This is a genomic window from Rhizobium mongolense USDA 1844 (assembly GCF_000419765.1).
GTDB lineage: Bacteria > Pseudomonadota > Alphaproteobacteria > Rhizobiales > Rhizobiaceae > Rhizobium > Rhizobium mongolense.
This window is the reverse complement of record NZ_ATTQ01000003.1, coordinates 175,688-192,250: the sequence shown is the minus strand read 5'-3', so window position 1 is coordinate 192,250 and position 16,563 is coordinate 175,688. Positions and strand designations below refer to the sequence as shown.

Sequence of the window (16,563 nt, the reverse complement as noted above, 5' to 3'; positions counted from 1 at the left end):
ATTGGGATAGCCTGAGGCGAGTGCTGAGCTTTGATATGGGCAGCGCCTATTCCTGCGCGTCAAGTGGAGCTCAACCGCGCCACCCGGCCAGTGCAAGAGGCCTCCATTCTCACTGCCGTGGCGGCTTAGCGTAGGTTCCCGAGGACACGTCATGCGATCCTGCGAGCACAGATCGGAAACGCAGATCGTTCGCTTCTCCTTTGCGCCTAATAGCGGTCTGCGTCTCAATTGCTCGCCTTGATGGGGATCGAACCGCGGATAAGCAAGCCAGGCGATCGATCCAAAACTTTGCATTTGTCGCCACTTGGCACAGTAATTTTGCAGTAGAACTCGTACCTCCACGGCAAAGTCAATATCGACCATTCAACCACATCCGCTTCAGTACGCCACCTCATCGAAATAGCGAAGTGGCATTTCCCATATGACATATTTGAGTTGCTTCTGCTCGTGGAGCTTCTCTTTGAGGAAGGTTTCCATCGGGGCGAACGGCCCTTTACCCTCCTCAGCGAAATTGATGACGTCGACTCTCGCCTCCGCCTTTAACTGGGCTTCGAAGCTCCATTTGGCGTTGGCGCTGTAGCTGGAGCCCACCATCGCCACCTCCGGCCCCTCATTCTCGTCAGATAGCAGGTCGTCGAGGCTGGCATCCGCGCTCATGGCGGCAAGCGACGTGAGAGCATCGCCGGGCATGGGAACGAAAGGCTCAAAGATCGAGAACTTGGCAAACTTGTAGAGGTCACCCATATGCACGATCTCTTCTTCTGGCTTCAAAGTAAATTCCTTGTGCTTCAGCTCTGGATGATGTGCTAGCACCTGAGCGACGGAACCGGCGGCCACACCAGCGCCCTGCACAGTCCAGTGAGTGTCGGACTTCAGGAAGACCGGCTTTTGTTCACGAGCCTGTAGAAACGCCTCCCGCAGATCGGGAACCGGTGCACCCATAGTGATCAGCCGGAGCCGTACGTTTTCATAAAAGTGCTCACGTGACGACGGCACGGTAACATCGCCGAGCTTATCGCGATAAATGTCAGCCTTTTCCGGAATCAATAGTAGAATAGGCTCGATACCGGCCTCCCTTAGCGTGGAAAGCGTGTCCTCTACGAAATTCAGATGCTTCTCAAGCATGCTCAAGGATTTGCGATTCCAGCTGAATTCCTCATCGCTGAAGAACCAGCCGTCGCTCCCCTTGATCAGCCCTTTGCGCGCTTCGCCAAATATCTTGAAGCTTATGAGGTTCAACAGGCCAGTGGAGAAGTCCCGAATCGGGAACACGTCTTTGTATATCCTCTCGACGGCCAATGCCTCACGGCCCTGGATGACGTCTGCGAGGGATCGCTTCGACTGCCGATGATCCGCCATCTCCTTGCTGTTCCAGAAGTGGCCGAGAACGGCAACGCCGCAAGCAAACAGGATGAAAATCGACAGAGCCGGTAGATAAGCCAGTTTCGCTTTCAGCCTAAGCCCGTCTTTTTTTGACGTCAGAGCATCTATTTCGCCGGAAGCGACGACCTGAGTGAACTCGTCCATACCTGGCACTCTCCTTAAAACTGAAAATAGAGGAAAGGTGTATCGCTATCGGCCACTAGCTTGACGATCGCAGCCAAGCCGAGAACGGTCGCGGTAACCCCCAGAACGGGGTTGACATGCGGATAATCGATCACTCCGACGTACACTAGTTCCTTGGTCGTTTTCAGTCCGAAGAACCGGCGCAATTGCGGCTCGCCAAGCGCCGTGAGAACGCCGACGACCATCAGCAGAAATCCAAAGTTGGGAAACTCCCAAGCATAGTCGCTGCGCAAGCCAAATCCATTCAGCCCGACCATGCCGGCGAGCATACTCATCGCTTCGGTCATATTGGCCGCCCGGAAGAAAACCCAGCCGATCACCACGAGCAGCATGGTGAAGAGCCACGAGGAAATGCGAAAGGGCGCATTGGCCGAAACGTTGAAATAGCGCTCCACCGCGAGCCAGAAGCCGTGCCAAGCCCCCCAAACGAGGAAGGTCGTGTTTGCTCCGTGCCACAGTCCTCCAAGAACCATGGTGGCCGCCAAGTTAAAATAGGTACGCCCAACGCCTTTCCGATTGCCGCCCAGCGGAATGTAGAGGTAGTCGCGTAGCCAGTTCGAGAGAGAAATATGCCAGCGGCGCCAGAAATCCGTGATGTTGACCGATCTGTAGGGCGCGTCGAAGTTCTCGATAAAATGGAAGCCTACCATCATGCCGAGTCCGATCGCCATGGACGAATAGCCGGAGAAATCGAAATAGAGCTGGAGCGTGTATGCTATCGCGCCGAGCCAGCTCTCCGCCATGGTCGGATTAGGGATCGAAAAGGCCGCGTCGGCGACCGGAGCGATCGAGTCGGCGATGAGCACCTTTTTCGCAAGTCCCGTCAGGAAGCGCATCGCACCGTAGTTGAACTTCGTCCAGTTGTGCTCACGGCCATAGAATTGCTCGGCAAGATCGGAAAAGCGCAGCACCGGACCGGCGATCTGATGCGGGAAAAAGGCGATGAACGCCGCATAATCAACGAAGGTCCGCGATGGTTCGAGATCGCGCCGATAGACGTCGACGACGTAGCTGATGTTGTGGAAGATATAAAAGGAGATGCCGATCGGCAAGATGACGTGCGGTAAGGACCAGCTGTAGGGCTCGCCCTGATTGAACAAATAAGCACTGCTATCGGCGAAGAAGTTGAAATATTTGAAATAGAAGAGCAGCGCGAGATCGCCGACGACGGTCGCGACGAGGAACAGTTTTCGCCTTTGCGGCCTTCGTGCCCCGTGCACCGCCAGCGCCGCGCAATAGTTGAACGCTGTTGTGGCCAGCATCAGCAGAGAAAGATCCACCCGCCACCAGGCATAGAAGCAGTAGGAGCCGATCAGGATGAAATAGGACCTGTATCGGGCCGGGCAGGCGTAATAGAGCGCGAGGAACAGCGGCAGATAGACGAAAATGAAAATGACCGACGAAAAGACCATGTCCGAAACTCCTAGTCCTGGCGCGAACTCGGGCGGCAGCCCGCGCGGCTCGATGCGTCCGGCGCATCGTCCCGCGACGACGAGTAAACCGCGCATCCGGGCAAAGCTGCGCCCTCATGGTCGGAAGCAAGATCAGTGGCCAAGTTGATGTCCTCATTCGTGATTGCAGACCGGCGGCGAATCATGCCGCTCGGGGCGTCGGGTCGATACAGACCGGCAAAGAAAAGGGCGGAATTCACTGCAACAGTTTCAGGGTGTCGTCGACTTCGTAGATCGAGCAAAGGATGTGGTAGAAACTGCTGGCAGGCGCAGGCTCGTTAACAAACTGCCCGCTCAGGGGGAGCTTATCGTACCAGAGCCCGGGAATGTCTGTGGCGAGGAACTTGCGTAACGCCGCCCCGGCCTTCACCGCCTGGCGCAGATAATAGGTCCGCTGCTCGCCACGACTGATCTGGGCCAGCAGGGCGGAGGCCTTCAGCCATTCGGTCTGCGGCCAGAGCCTTGCGACAGGGTCAGAAATCGAAAAATCGTCATACAGCCCCATGAAGGCCACCTGCCGCTCGTCGCAGACACCGTGTTCGACGCCGATTTCGAAGAGCCGCTCGGCGACCGCAATTGCCTTCGGGACGTTGCGCGCAATCCCCCAGCGTGCCAGGAGCCATGCCCATTCGAATTGATGACCGGGCTCGACGATCCGTCCCTTGTCACCGGGAAACGGTGTCCAGTCGCGGTTGAAGAACTCCCTGAGCGCACCGGTCTCCTGATCGATGAACCGCGTCATCGCAAGATTGGCGATCTCATCGGCCAACGCAGCCCAGGGTATAGGATCAGCAGCCATCGTCTCCCAGGCGAGGCAGGCCTCAAAGAGATGCATGTGCGGATTGGAGCACAGCGGCAGCTTGACCGGGCGGCCTTCCTCGAACCCCGCCTCCGGATGGGCATATTCCGCCTTCAGCGTGGCGAGCAGGACGCGCGCCTTTTGCTCCATCGCGTCCTTCTGTTCGGGGACGGACAGGGCCAACTGGGAAAAAGCGAAGAGGGCGAAGGCCTGATTATAGAGGTCGAAGCTCTCGTCGATCATCTCCCCCGAAGGCGACGCGACACTGCCGAAGAACGCATCGTCCCTGCGATAGACGCGCTCAAACCACGAAAATCCGTGCTGGATCAGTTCGCGCCAGTCGACAAGTACGTTGCGCGCGCCGGCCGCGGCAAAGCAATAGATCTGCCGCGGATGCACCCGAGCCCTCCGATTGTCCTCCAAGCAAGGCGTGCCATCCAACCCGACCCGTTCGAAGAAACCTCCGGCCTGCCGGTCGTAGCCGACCTCGAACCAGAGCGGCAGCGCATTGCCGTACAGCCAGTCGCGCAAGAGAGAGACCTCGTCCGAAAAGGCGGCCAAGGCGCGTGAATACTCAGCGTCCAACATTCGCCAATACTCCCGTTACGTCTTGGATTTGAGATAGGTCAGGGCGAAGAGGTCACCTTGCCCAGCTGCCATGTTGAGATATTGCAGCGCCATCTGCTTGGATTGCGGATTGCCACCATTCTCGTAGAGATCGACGCCGAGTTCGTATTGCGACTTGGCGTCGCCCGCGTCGGCTGCCCGCTGCAGCCACGTGCGGCTCTCTTCGCGATTAGCAGCCTTGAACCCACCGATGCGGTAAAGCGAGCTTAGCGATCGGGCGGCCTCGACATTGCCTTTCTGCGCCGCCTTGACGACACCGTCGAACAGGATATCCGCGGCCTTCTGCCCGGCTTCCGCCCGCATCAGCTGCGAGATCATCAGGTCCAAGGCCTCAGGCTTGCCCTTGGAATAGGCCTTGACGAGGAGGCTGTTGATCTCGCTCGGCTCGCCGCGCGTGCTGATGTAGATGGCGGCCAGTTCATAGGACGCATTGGGATCGTTATTACGCGCCGCTGCTTTCAGCGGTTCGAGGATCTTCGCCCGGTCCGCATTGGTCTGGGCACTGCGATAGGCTTCCAGCAATTGTTCTCGCGACAGGACGTTGACGCCGGCGGTCGTAGCAACGCTGATCAGGTAGGAGCCATCACGCCCGCCCAAGGTGGTGCGATAGATGCGCGCAGCCAGCTGGCCAGCGCCCTGCTTGTCGAGCTTACGCGCCAGTTCGAGCCAGGCGTGACCGAGCTTCGGGTTGGGTCCACCCTCGAGGCCGAGATAGTAAACCCGCGCCTGGCGCAGGGCACGATCTGCCTTCGACGTCTTGTCCGCCCGATAATAGTAATCGGAGGCAAGCGCGACATTGCCGGACTTCTCAGCCCGCTCGGCGAGTTCACGGAATGCCTTGGTAGCACCCGCGGCCGCAGCTTCGTCGAGCCAGGCGTCCGCGGTGCGGAATTCCCCGCCCCGGATCTCGCCGCTGTCAAGCAATTGCGCCAGGAGCAGCCGCGTGTTTGCGTCGGACTTGTCCGCTGTCAGCGGCAGATAGACCGAATGGGCGATCATGGGGACGTTTGCCGGACGATAGACCCCGTCGAGATGGCCCTTGACGAGGCGGCGGCCGGAGCTGGCATCGCCGGCAAGTGCAGCGCGCTCGAAAGCGGCATAGGCCTCCTGGCTCTTGCCGCGACCGCGCACCAGATTGCCATAGGCGCGGTTGTAGCGGACTACGTCTTCCTGTGCCTTCGCATGCTGCGCAGCAAAGGCCAGCAACTGTTCCGGATCACGGCGCCACTTGAAGCCCGCCTTCTCGTAACCGATCTGGGCCTTGGCGTCGTCATAAGCAAACTTAGGCGAACTCGTGCACGCGGCCGCTGAGATCGCCATGGTTCCCACCACCAGCGCCTTACTCAAACTCATCATCTTCTTCATTGTCAGTCCACCCTTGCCCCTCAAATGCATCCAACGGCGGCCCTAACCGATCACGTTGGCAGATCCAAACCACCACCAAGGCCGCGTCAGGCCAGCCTTATCCCTTGTTCAGCACCGATCAGGTGCGTCGAAGCCGCGCAACAATCCCAACCCTGTATCAAGCACCTGCGCCGTCTCCTCGGCGCTGCCGGCCTCGACATAGCAGCGCATCTCCGGAGCATTCCCAGACGGCCTGAAATGGACGATCCTGCCGTTGCTCAAAGTCACCCGCAGTCCGTCGAGCTCGCTGATCCCCGAAACCTGCCCCAGCGGGGCAGTGAAGCGTTCAAGATTAGCGTCATCGGCGCGCAGCCAGGCCATCAATGCGGCACTCCGCTCGGTCGCAAAATTCTCCAACCGATCGGCAGCTGTGAACGGCAGACCGAGATCCAGTTTCAGCTTGGACAGCGCCCGGCCGGTAGCCGCCGCCGTGGCGAGCACGGCCAGAATGGGCAGGAACGCGTCACGCGTTGGCAAAGGCTCGAACAAGCCTGATGCCACCGGAAAGGAGGAACCGGTCAGCGTCCCGCCGTTGGCTTCGAAACCAACGACGCCTTGGTGTGCCTTCAACGATTCTTGCATTCCGGCAATCACGAAGGGGGAACCTACCTTGGTACGGACGACATGACTGCCAAGGGCTTCTATGCCCGAGTTGGAGGTGATCGGCGTGACAATCGCATCGGCGCCGAGAAAGCGGGCCGCGATTAGGCCGCATATATCTCCGTTGATCGGCGTGCCGGTCTCGTCGGCGATCAGGGGCCGGTCACCATCGCCATCGGTCGATACGATCGCGTCGAGGCGAAGCTCGGTGGCCCACTGTTGCAACGCCGCGATGGTTTGAGCGGAGACGGCTTCCGTATCGACCGGAATAAAGACTTCGGATCGGCCTAGATCGAACACCTCGGCCCCGTAATAGTTCAGGATCTCGCTTAGCATGTCGCGGGCAACCGTCGAATGCTGGTAGACGCCGACCCGCATACCGGAAAGGGCACTTTGCGGCAGCAAGGTCTTGTTACGGTCCATGAACAGCGACACGGCATCCGCCGCCCCGTCGGTTTCCTTTGCCGAATCCGTCGCGACAGGCAGCTCCAAATCGACCAGTTCCTGGGCGATCGCGGAAATTCCCTGCTCGTGATTTTTGTCAATTTCTCCATCAGGCAGGTAGAATTTAATGCCATTGCGATCGGCCGGAATGTGCGAGCCGGTGATCATCATCGACGCAGCGCCCGTGCGGATCCCGTAAAAGGCAAGCGCGGGCGTAGGCAGATTGCCGCAATCGATCGGCTGCAGGCCCTGTGCAGCAAGCGCCAATTTGACGTTCGCGGCGATCGCCGGACTGGAGTCGCGGAAATCATAGCCGACCAGAACGCGATCGCCCGCTCTTGCGATCCGGTTCCGCAACAGAAAGGTTGCAAACGCTGCCGAATAGACGAAGGAGGGCTTCCCCTTCAGGTCCACAGATAGCCCGCGCAATCCACTCGTACCAAATTTCAGGCTCAAACCAGCCTCCTTGAAGCAAAAGGCAATTAAGTGTCAGTCTCGTTCCGATAGGTTGTAGAGAACGCTGACGCGCCCTCCGAGATTCGAGGAGAACAACGCCCCTTCGAACAGCTTCCCGTAAACCTTTCTGTCCTCTGGATAATAATGCAGGTAGGCATCCAGCCAGGCGATGCGATCAGGACGGATCAGGCCGTTCTTGTCGCGCGGCAGATTGACCTGCGGTTCTCCCGCCAGCATCTCCATCTTCGACGGGTCGTTGATTGAACCCAAGGCGAAGTGCGCCAGTCTCTCCAGGCCGTTGTCGCATTGCGACAGCGCATCGTATCCGTTGGCCTGCAGAAGCGAGGCCATCATCACGAGAGGCCCCGCGGCATGGAGGTGGTAGTCGCGCGCCTTCTTCTTGCGCATGAGTTCGAGGGGCAGCGCGCCGTCGGCCGTCACCTGACAAACGCCGAGCTTGTAGCTCTCGAAGCCGAAATCCAGGAAGTCCTTGCGCCCGATCGCAACTCCGACCGCGGTCACGGCAAACCCGCCCCAGTAGCGATGATTCTGTTTGTTAGAGTTGCGGTCGCCCGATTCCGTATAGACGGGGATCGTCCGGTCGGCGAGACTGTCAAGCCACTTCTCGATGGCACCGGTATCGAACTGGAGCAGCGCCGCAGCAGGGCGAACTTGAACATAGGCCAGGGCGGCGCCGGCCAGAATTCGCGTCGTGCTCAGATAGCTCTGGCGCGTCTTCAAATCCGAAAGCGCATCGGCCCGCGCCCAACTGTCCAGCGCCTTCAGGGCACAGCTTGCCGCATCCAGCCGGTTACCATCTGTCTCGGTATAGTTGCTCGCATACTTTGTAACGAATGCAGCGAATTGGCGCGTCTGGGATATCGCCTTGTCGTAGCGTTCCTTCTGTTGCGGATCGATCGTCGAGTGGCTCTCGTCGTCATCCTCATAGATGCTGGAAAGACTGAGTGAAATCACCGGTGCCGGTGGGCTGACCGTGCAGGTCTTCTTGCCATTGTTCTTCGCGATATGCCTTGCCAGTTCGAAGGGCACCATCAATGTGGCGCCCTGAACGGCCTGCGTTGTGCCCACCACGATAAGGGCACTCGCCAGGAGGCTAAATCTCGAAAGCTCGACCATTGCCATTCACTCGGTTCATTTCGTTGCGTCGTCTCGCTCCCAGCCCCGATCTCCACGACCGAGGCTGGAAGGCTCTTCATTGCCCCGTAGACAGGGTCTTGTATTTGCTGTCCCAATAGGCAGCCTTGCCAGCATCGGGATCCAGTCCGACAACGCCGACCTTGTAAGCGACGGCCAACTCGCGGGCAGCCTTGGAGTTGCCGGCTTCCGCCGACCTGGTCAGCCAATCGAATGCCTTGGTGGTATCCTTTGCCGCGCCGTTGCCGAAGAAATAGGCCTGATAGAGGCGATACATGGCATATGGCTCTCCGGCCCCAGCCGAAACTGTCAACCAACGAATGGCCATGGCATCATCTCGGCTCCCCAACTTGCCGTCGATATTGAGGCGCGCGATCTTCAGCAGATACTTGCCCGGAGCGCTGATGTCCGGCCCGAGGAAAATCAGAAGCTCGTTCACTTCGGCCGGCGTCGACGCGATGCGTTCGTCGGCAATCTCGCTGATCAGCTTGTTAGCCGCATCCTTGTCGCCGGAGCCATAGAGCGTAAGCAGCTCTTCCTTGGCCTTTTCGGTGGAGGAAACGCTCCACATGCCCTGCAGATGGCCTTCGGCCAAGTCACGTAGGACGGAGATGCGTCCGAGCGCATAGGAACGCAGGAAGAAGCCTTCTGCCTTGGCACGGTTGTCCACGCCGTCCACGCCATCGCGGAATGCTGCGCCGACCGCGTACAAGTCGTCGGCATCCTGATCGGACATACTCTCGGCCAACGACAGCCAATAGCGTGCCAAGGTCTTGGCCTGGGGATCAGGCAACGTCGAATAAACACGAGCCACGTTAACCATGGCATCGACCGAGCACGCCTCGCCCGCAGCGGTCATCTTTGCCAGATCCTGCAGCGCGTTTGGGTCCCCGGGATCGACGAGTGAGATCTTCGCCTTGAAGTCACCGGCATCGGCCGCCTTCTGCAGCCATGCACGTCCGGTCGCGGAGTCCTGCGACAAGTCCGCCAGAAGGATCTTGCCATATTCCCGCATGCCTCGCGGATCGCCCATTTCGGCAAGTTTCTTGTAGATGTCGTTGAGCGTCGTCGGCGTCGCCTGCCCGGCTCGCTGCAAGAGTTGGGCTTTCAGCATCAGCGCATCCGGGTCACCTGTCTCGATCACCGGATCGAGGGAGGCGATCTGGACGAGCTTGTCGCTGAGCTTGGTCGCGACGTCGAAGCGGTTGCTGATGATCGACAACTGCGCCAAGCGCTGTTGCTCCTTGTCATGCAGCGAGGAGACGAAAAGGAGCAGTCGCTGCGCAGCTTCCGGATTCTGCTCAAAGCTGTTGGTACCGGTCTCCCAGCGGGCGACGACATAGCCGATTGCATCTGGGCTGCCCTTGAAGGCCGCCTGCTGGAGATAAACGCGCCCCTTGGCGCGATCAGCCTTGTCCGCCTTGGTGAGCATGTTCAGGCCTGTAACATAGATCGAATAGACCGATCCGAAGATCGCCGCCTTGTGGCGCCAGTCGTTTGCCAATTCCACTGAGATCGGCGCGCCCTGTCCGCAGGCGAACATGCCGGCGAGTTTCGCCGCACCGTCAGAATTCCCGGCCACGGCAGCTTCGTTGAAGAACTGCATGGCTTTATTCAGGTAGTTGGGATCCTTCCTGCCCATCTCCAGGTAGATCTTGCCGATCTCGTCGCTGGCATCGGAGGAGCCAGCCGCGGCGGCAGCCTGCAGGATCTTCAGCGCCTTCTCGATGTCGTCCTTTGAGGCACCGCTATTGGCAAGAAACTCGCCATATTGCACAGGCACATCTTCCGAACGGTCCGGGGCCTGCATGGCGCGCTCGAAATACGTTTTCGCCTTCGCGTCGTTGCGGTCACCGCCGAATTCACCCGAATAGATTCGAGCCAACCACTCGTCTGCCGGGCGAAGCCCGGCCTCGGCGGCCGCGCCTAAATACTTCACGGCCAGCGTGAGGTCCTGCCCCACCGAGATGCCGGTCGCATAAGCCTTGCCGAGGCTGAACTGGGCCGACGACATTCCTCCTTCGGCAGCTTGCTTGAGATAGCTCACTGACTTCTGGATGTCGATCTGGTCGATCTGGTTCGAGCGGTAAAGTTCGGCCAGGTTCTGCGCCGTTTTCGGATCACCGGTCTTAGCAAAGGCTTCTAGCCACTTGAGCGCGGTTTCGACCTCCTTGCTGACGAGGTTGCCGCGCAGATAGAGAAAGCCGATCTGGTTCAGAGCCGAGCAATCGCCCTGCTTGACCTGCGCCACGAGCCCGAGAAGGGCGTTGGTCACTGCACTCTTCTTCTGATCGTCCGCAGCCTGCGGGTCGAGAGTGATGATGCGCGCATATTCGATCATCCCCTGCGGGTCGGATGCCAGCGCCGACTTTTCTAAGTAGAAGCGCGACTTGGTCAGATCACGCATCTCGCTCGGGCCATCGTCGCCATAGAGCTGGCCCAGCGCGAAAGCCGCACGGGTGCTGCCCGAACCATAGGCATCGAGTAGATAGGACTCCGCTTCCCGAAGTTCGTCGACAGTTGAGCCGTTCGCCATCAGCACGCGTGCGAGCGGAATGAGGAAGATGTCGCGGCGAGCCGGATATTTCTTCAGGCCGGCGCGCAAGAGTTCTTCGGCCACGGCAGGCGACTTCTGCACCCGCTCGCTGCCCCGACTGTATTCGAGGGCAAGAGCAACGACATCCTGCGATGGCAGGTTGATGTCGCTGATCGGGCCCTTCGTCCAATCCCGGTCGAGTTTCACGCGCGCCGCCTGATTGGTTACAGGCTTGCACACAGCCTTGTAATCGAGATTCGGAGGGTCGAGCGGGATTGCCGGATTGTCGGCCCGGACTGCGGTCGCAAACCCGGCCGAAGCGGCCACAACCGCGACGGCAGCGACTAAAGACTGATGAAAATGAAATTTGCGCACTCTACTCGTCCCCACTCTCGTGCCCCATCCGTTTCGAAATTATCGGTCGATGCCCGTCGCTGCCAAGAAACCGGCCGGACCGTTCGGCGTCTCAACGACAACGACGTTCTGTCTGTCCTTTGCGGTCAGAGAAACCTTCTCTAGCTCGGTGACCTTCCTGTCCCCCTCAGAGACTGCCAAGCCGATGTCGATGACCGGCAGCTCCTTGGATGCCATGCCGGCCGGCGCAAGATCCTTGAACAGCACCTTGCTGTCGCCGTTGAGGAGCAGCGACAGGTTGGCCGGCTTTGTCGAGAAATTGTAGAAGCTCAAAGCTGACTTGGAGGGATTTTCGACCTCCTTGTCGGGAATAACCACGATGCCTTTTTGCCCGGCGCCGTCCGCGCCGACCGCCACGGTGTAGAATTTGCCGGGCTCGAGCTTAGCCTCGGTGGAGCTCGCATCGTCGGAAATTTTGTAGGAGCCGTTGGCGATCAGCCGATAATTCGACAATGCGACCGGATCGACGTCGAACTTCTGTCCCGAGAAGTCGAGGCTCACTCCGTTCTTCAACTTCACATTAAGGAAGCGAACGAGGCTTTTGTCGGCCGGGATCGGCGCATCATAGAGGCCGGCGTCGTTTGCCAGCACTTGCGTCGAGAAGGTGCCCACGGAGGCTCCCAAGACGAGTGCAATATGGCTTGCTTGGATTTTGCGTTTCATGATCTCATCACCATTCTTCAATTGGACGTTGCCGCATTCTGGAAAATGCGTTCTGGGTAACGGCACAGTTTCACCGAGCCCGCCGATTTTGCCGCTCCCTCAATCTCGAGGCGAACATGGACAGGTGCATTCCGCGTCCCCCCGGGGAGCGCCTGATAAAGCTTGGCAAGTCCGCTCACGCGCGACGGATTTTCGAAGGAAACCTTCTTGGCGGGACCATTTGCGTAGCTATAGCTCGACTGGAACCCGATCAGTGCTTTGTTGGTAAACGTGTAGGCGAGGTAATGATCGGATGCCTTGCCAACCAACGCAGGCAGATCAAGATCAACCGTATCGGTCTCATCAAACGTCTTCTCGGCAAGCTTTAATTTACCGTCGCAATCACCGACAATTGCAGGAACGATCGCCTCGTCAACATAGTCCACGCTTCGCAGCACCGACTGGAGATCCGAGTATTCCCATACCAGTATTTCAGGCTTCTTGGCCAACCCATTGGCGTTCTGCGTCCAGCCGTAAATCGACTGCGTCAAACCACCGCCAGCAATCGAGAAGCCAGATAAATCGTGCTTCAGGGCTTCCCGAAGGAAGCCGTTGAAGTTGAAATCCATCCGCTCATCAGTAAAGGACGTGCCGACGACATGAACGAGTTCTCGGCCCGGCGTGTCGCCCTCGGTCAGCAGGGCATCCAAGTTGTCGACGTTGCGCTTGGTCGAATAGCCGGTGACGCTTTCAGTAGGGATCTTCTCTTGGCAAATCTCATTGAGCGCTTTGCCCATATTGAAGCGTATCGGAGCGGCCTTGCCAGTCAGTTCAGTCTTAAACTCAATGGGGTCAGTAATGTCGCCAGCTAAGCCACTGATCTTCTCCGCCAGAGCCTTGGCGACAACTTGCGCACCCTCCGGCGTCCAGTGAATATCCCGCTTCAGATAATAGGCACTCCAGTCGAAGTCCGGTTTGGTGTCTTTGATTTTAGTAATGTCGACTGCATCGATCCCGACGTCGCGCAAAGATTGAACCATCGCTCGGAACTGCTCGGCGGAGAACGCCGGATCGTAGAACATGTCAGAAAGTATGCCGCCATTGGGGATAAACTGCGCACCGGCAATGCCACGGGGCAGCATCGGCACCAAAATGAGGTGAATGCCTCGATGGCGCAGGGCGTCGTTCACGTCCTTGAATGCATCCAGCGTTTCCGCAGACAGCTCATACATGTTCTCCATGTCGCCTTCGCGGAAGAACCAGCCGCCATAACCTTGATACATCTTTACTGCTATCGAAGTCTGAGGAGACTTTTCCTCGAGCCCCTCGCACTTGTAGAGTATTTCACCGGCCGACGCGGAAGCCGCGGAAAGAGCGCACGTAAGAGCTGCCATGCCGACTATGGAAAGGACGCTCAATAAACGCGCCGTGCTGAAGGAGTTGGCTTGCATCATTTCGAAACTCCTGCACGGGCTTCCTTGACGTAGGAGTTTTTCAGGCGTCGCGCGAACTGGCTGCCCAACTCCTCGGCGTGGTCGAGTAGGGCGAAGATCTCATCCTTGTTGGCGTCCTTGTCGCGGCCGTAGAGTAGAACGGCTTTGCGCAGGATCATGTCCGGAACTTCCGCCGCAACGAGCGCGTTGAGCCAACGTTCGGCCTCGGGGTTCTGGTTGGTCGGGTTCTTGATGAAATAGTAGTAGTAGAGCTGGATCATCGCGTCGGTGTTACCGAGCTCGGCAGCCTTCTCCAGCCAGGCAACGCCCTTTTGCTCGTTCTGCACGGCACCCGCACCGGCAAGATAACTCCTGCCCATCTCCGTCATCGCGGTGACGGACCCGTTGAGCGCGGCCTTGATGTAATAGGCGAAGGCTCGCGATTCATATACGCGCGAACTCGGTCCCTTGGAATAATTGCGCGCCAGCGCCAGTGCGCTACGGTTGGACCCCATGAAGGCCAGATCCCGATAGAGCGCTTCGGCCCGATCGCGATCCATCTCCACATCCTGGCCGAAATAATAATTTGTCGCGATGGTGTTTAGGGCTTCCTCATTGCCCAGTTCAGCCGCCTGCTTCGTCAGTTGGTCGGCTTTGGCGAAGTCCTTGAGCCTGTATTGGCCGTGCAGATACTGCCGGGCAAGGAACATACGCAGATTGCCGTTGGTCGGCAGATGCGCCAGTGCGCCTTCGACTGTGTCGATCAAATAGCGGAAGCTCTCGTCGCCGACCACCTTGGGATTGACGTTGACGGCGACGCGCGTGAGCGGCCCGCCTTGTCCACGTTCGGCAAGGATGTTGCACCAGCCGACCACCTTGCGGAAGTTTAACGCTTGGCTTGATGGCCATTTCTGGCGGAGCTTGAACGCGGCGATGATCGCATTGACGTCACCCCGGTCGGCAAGTTGTGCCAGCTGAACTAGAATCGGTTCGGCAAAATCTTCGCTAAGGCCATCCTCCTGCGTTAGTTGCTGAACGAACCCGAGTAGAGTGGCATCGTCGCCCTTGAAGGACACGACGACATCTTTCATTTGTCGATGCGCTTCCGCCGCATCCAATTTGCCGGCCGCCCGCCTGACTTGGACCAAGAGAAAGCGGCCAGTGGGCAGCTCCAACATTTCCGGCGTGTCCAGCAGGACCTCGGCCTTGTCGAACTGCTTGAGCGCAAAATCGATCTTAGCGAGCTGCACATTGCTTTCCGGCGTCAGGATGCGTGGATCGAAATTTGCGTAGACATCGGCAAGACGTTTGAGCTTGTCGGCGCTGCCGGTCGAAAGTGCGAGTTCGGCGGCATCCGGACCGGCGGAAAAATAGCCTTGCGACAGCGCAGTCAGAAGCAGAGTGAACCCGGCTTCCGGATCGGCTTCGAACTGCGGCGCCCCCTTGGCCAGCAGCACGCCATATTCCTTCATCGCCCATAGATTATGCTGGTCCGCCAGCTCGCGGACCTCGGCATAATAGGGCGAATAGTTCAGCGTAACTTCGAGATCTTGCCGGACCAACTTGGCAAGCGCTTCGCGCAGCTTGAGCTGCATCTCGGGCGAATCCGCATACTGCTGTTTCAATGCCTCGTAGATCGACCGGGCGCGGGCTGACTCTTCCTTGACCAGGCGCCCCTCGCGAAAGATATCACCGAGGACGAGGCCTACCGAAAGATCACCCGCGTCATAGGCGTTCGACAGTTCGGCGACGAGCTGCTCCGGCGGGATGGGCATCGCCGCCTGTGTCGCATAGTAGCCGGCCTTCTCGGCGCTGACGACTATGCGAGCCAGACGACCGATGACCGATGATTTTCCGCCCTTCCAGATGTCCAGGTAGATCGGCAGGGCGTATTTTGCGATCAGGCTATCCGGCAGGTTAATGCGGGCGAAGCGGTCGGCTACGACGAGACGCTCCTGTCCCGCCTCGGCAGCGCCGTCTAGCATCCGGTCCATAGCAGCGGTGGCGCGGGCCAGATCTTTCTCGACGTAGATGCCCTGGTAGTAGAGCTTGGCGATCAGGTAATTGGCTCGGTAGCTTCTGGCCTCGTCGAGCATCGACACGGCCCACTTGGAATCCGCTTCGTCGAAGCCGTAGACGTTCTCATCAACCAAGTCGAGCGCGATAAGCTCGGCTGCGCGGCTCGAGCCGCCGTCGACGAGCTCCCAGATCAGATGACGCAGTTCGTCCTTGCCGAGGATGGAAAACAGCACATCCCGGTTCTTCTCGATGATCCCGGCGGCGCTGTCGCTGCCGTAACCGGCGGCCAGCACTAGCAACGACTTGAGCACATCGGGGTGCTCTTGCGCATCGAAAGACGTGGCATAGCGTCCGGCGAGACGGATAACCGCTCCGTCACCGTCCAGCGCCGATAAGTTGGCCATCAGCACGACCTGGCTGCGTAGCGTATCGGCTTCGACGGAGTTCTGACGATTGAGAAGCAGAAGCAGCTCGAAAGCCGCATCGAGCGAGCCCTTTGACATTTTATCGCGTAGGGCCGCTTCGCTGTTCGTGGCGAGATCCTGTGCCTGTGCATCGACGCCGGGCGGAGTCTGGGTAGCAGCTTCGGCAGGGTGCAACGCGGCGCGCAGAGCTTGCGCTTCGCCTTCGTTTGCCGCGCCGCCCTTGCGTAGCAGCAGTTCGGCAAGCCCCGCCGTCACCTTGGCATTGATATTAGCATCGCCGGCCACCAACAGGGTGCGATAGACGGCGATGGCCGCGTCGATGTCGGCAACCCTCAGGGGGTTGTGATCGTTGGCGATCCTGCCGCGCGCCAGCAATCGGGCATAGCCTAGGAGCGCGCTCGCCTCCGTCGATGTCCTGTAGTCGGCGAGTATCTTCTGCTCGGCTTGATAGGCCTTCTTCGCCTCGGCCGCCAACTGTCGCGGCATTTCAGAAGCCGTCGTAGCCGGCGCCACGCCAAAGATCACCACCGAAGACGCCAATGCGGTGAGCAGCGTCGCGGAGAGGCGTGATTTTCTCGTTGCGAGATTCATC

At 59.0% G+C, this 16,563-nt stretch carries 10 protein-coding genes; all 10 read right to left on the bottom strand.

All coding sequences use genetic code 11. The annotated features are described in order from the left end of the window. Positions 1–378: 378 nt before the first annotated feature. The 10 genes from A3C3_RS0106605 to A3C3_RS0106555 all read right to left on the bottom strand — a co-directional run bounded on the left by A3C3_RS0106605 (position 379) and on the right by A3C3_RS0106555 (position 16,562). Positions 379–1,527 carry an alginate O-acetyltransferase AlgX-related protein gene (locus A3C3_RS0106605; protein WP_022713818.1) on the bottom strand — a complete coding sequence of 383 codons (1,149 nt, stop codon included), beginning with the start codon at positions 1,525–1,527 and terminating at the stop codon, positions 379–381. Positions 1,528–1,541: 14 nt separating this feature from the next. Next, positions 1,542–2,978, bottom strand: a complete 1,437-nt coding sequence (locus tag A3C3_RS0106600; protein WP_022713817.1) for an MBOAT family O-acyltransferase — start codon at positions 2,976–2,978, stop codon at positions 1,542–1,544. Positions 2,979–3,213: 235 nt separating this feature from the next. Beyond that, a complete protein-coding gene (locus tag A3C3_RS0106590) occupies positions 3,214–4,404 on the bottom strand; it encodes an AGE family epimerase/isomerase (RefSeq protein WP_022713815.1) in 1,191 nt (396 codons plus the stop codon). 15 nt (positions 4,405–4,419) lie between these two features. Further along, the gene (locus tag A3C3_RS0106585; RefSeq protein WP_167521924.1) at positions 4,420–5,796 is read right to left on the bottom strand and encodes a tetratricopeptide repeat protein; all 1,377 of its coding nucleotides are present in this window, start codon (positions 5,794–5,796) and stop codon (positions 4,420–4,422) included. A gap of 120 nt (positions 5,797–5,916) precedes the next feature. Further along, entirely contained in the window at positions 5,917–7,347 is a 1,431-nt protein-coding gene (locus tag A3C3_RS0106580; protein WP_022713813.1) for a phosphomannomutase, read from the bottom strand. 33 nt (positions 7,348–7,380) lie between these two features. After that, positions 7,381–8,490 carry an alginate lyase family protein gene (locus tag A3C3_RS42510; protein ID WP_022713812.1) on the bottom strand — a complete coding sequence of 370 codons (1,110 nt, stop codon included), beginning with the start codon at positions 8,488–8,490 and terminating at the stop codon, positions 7,381–7,383. A 70-nt stretch (positions 8,491–8,560) separates the two neighbouring features. Then, positions 8,561–11,413: a tetratricopeptide repeat protein gene (locus A3C3_RS0106570; protein WP_022713811.1), complete on the bottom strand. Its 2,853-nt coding sequence runs from the start codon at positions 11,411–11,413 to the stop codon at positions 8,561–8,563. A gap of 39 nt (positions 11,414–11,452) precedes the next feature. Continuing rightward, a complete protein-coding gene (locus A3C3_RS0106565) occupies positions 11,453–12,115 on the bottom strand; it encodes an alginate O-acetyltransferase AlgF (protein WP_145611706.1) in 663 nt (220 codons plus the stop codon). Between the two features lie 17 nt (positions 12,116–12,132). Continuing rightward, positions 12,133–13,548: an alginate O-acetyltransferase AlgX-related protein gene (locus A3C3_RS0106560; protein WP_084796913.1), complete on the bottom strand. Its 1,416-nt coding sequence runs from the start codon at positions 13,546–13,548 to the stop codon at positions 12,133–12,135. Next, positions 13,545–16,562: a tetratricopeptide repeat protein gene (locus A3C3_RS0106555; RefSeq protein WP_022713808.1), complete on the bottom strand. Its 3,018-nt coding sequence runs from the start codon at positions 16,560–16,562 to the stop codon at positions 13,545–13,547. Before A3C3_RS0106555 ends, A3C3_RS0106560 begins: the two co-directional genes overlap by 4 nt. Between the last annotated feature and the right edge of the window lies 1 nt (position 16,563).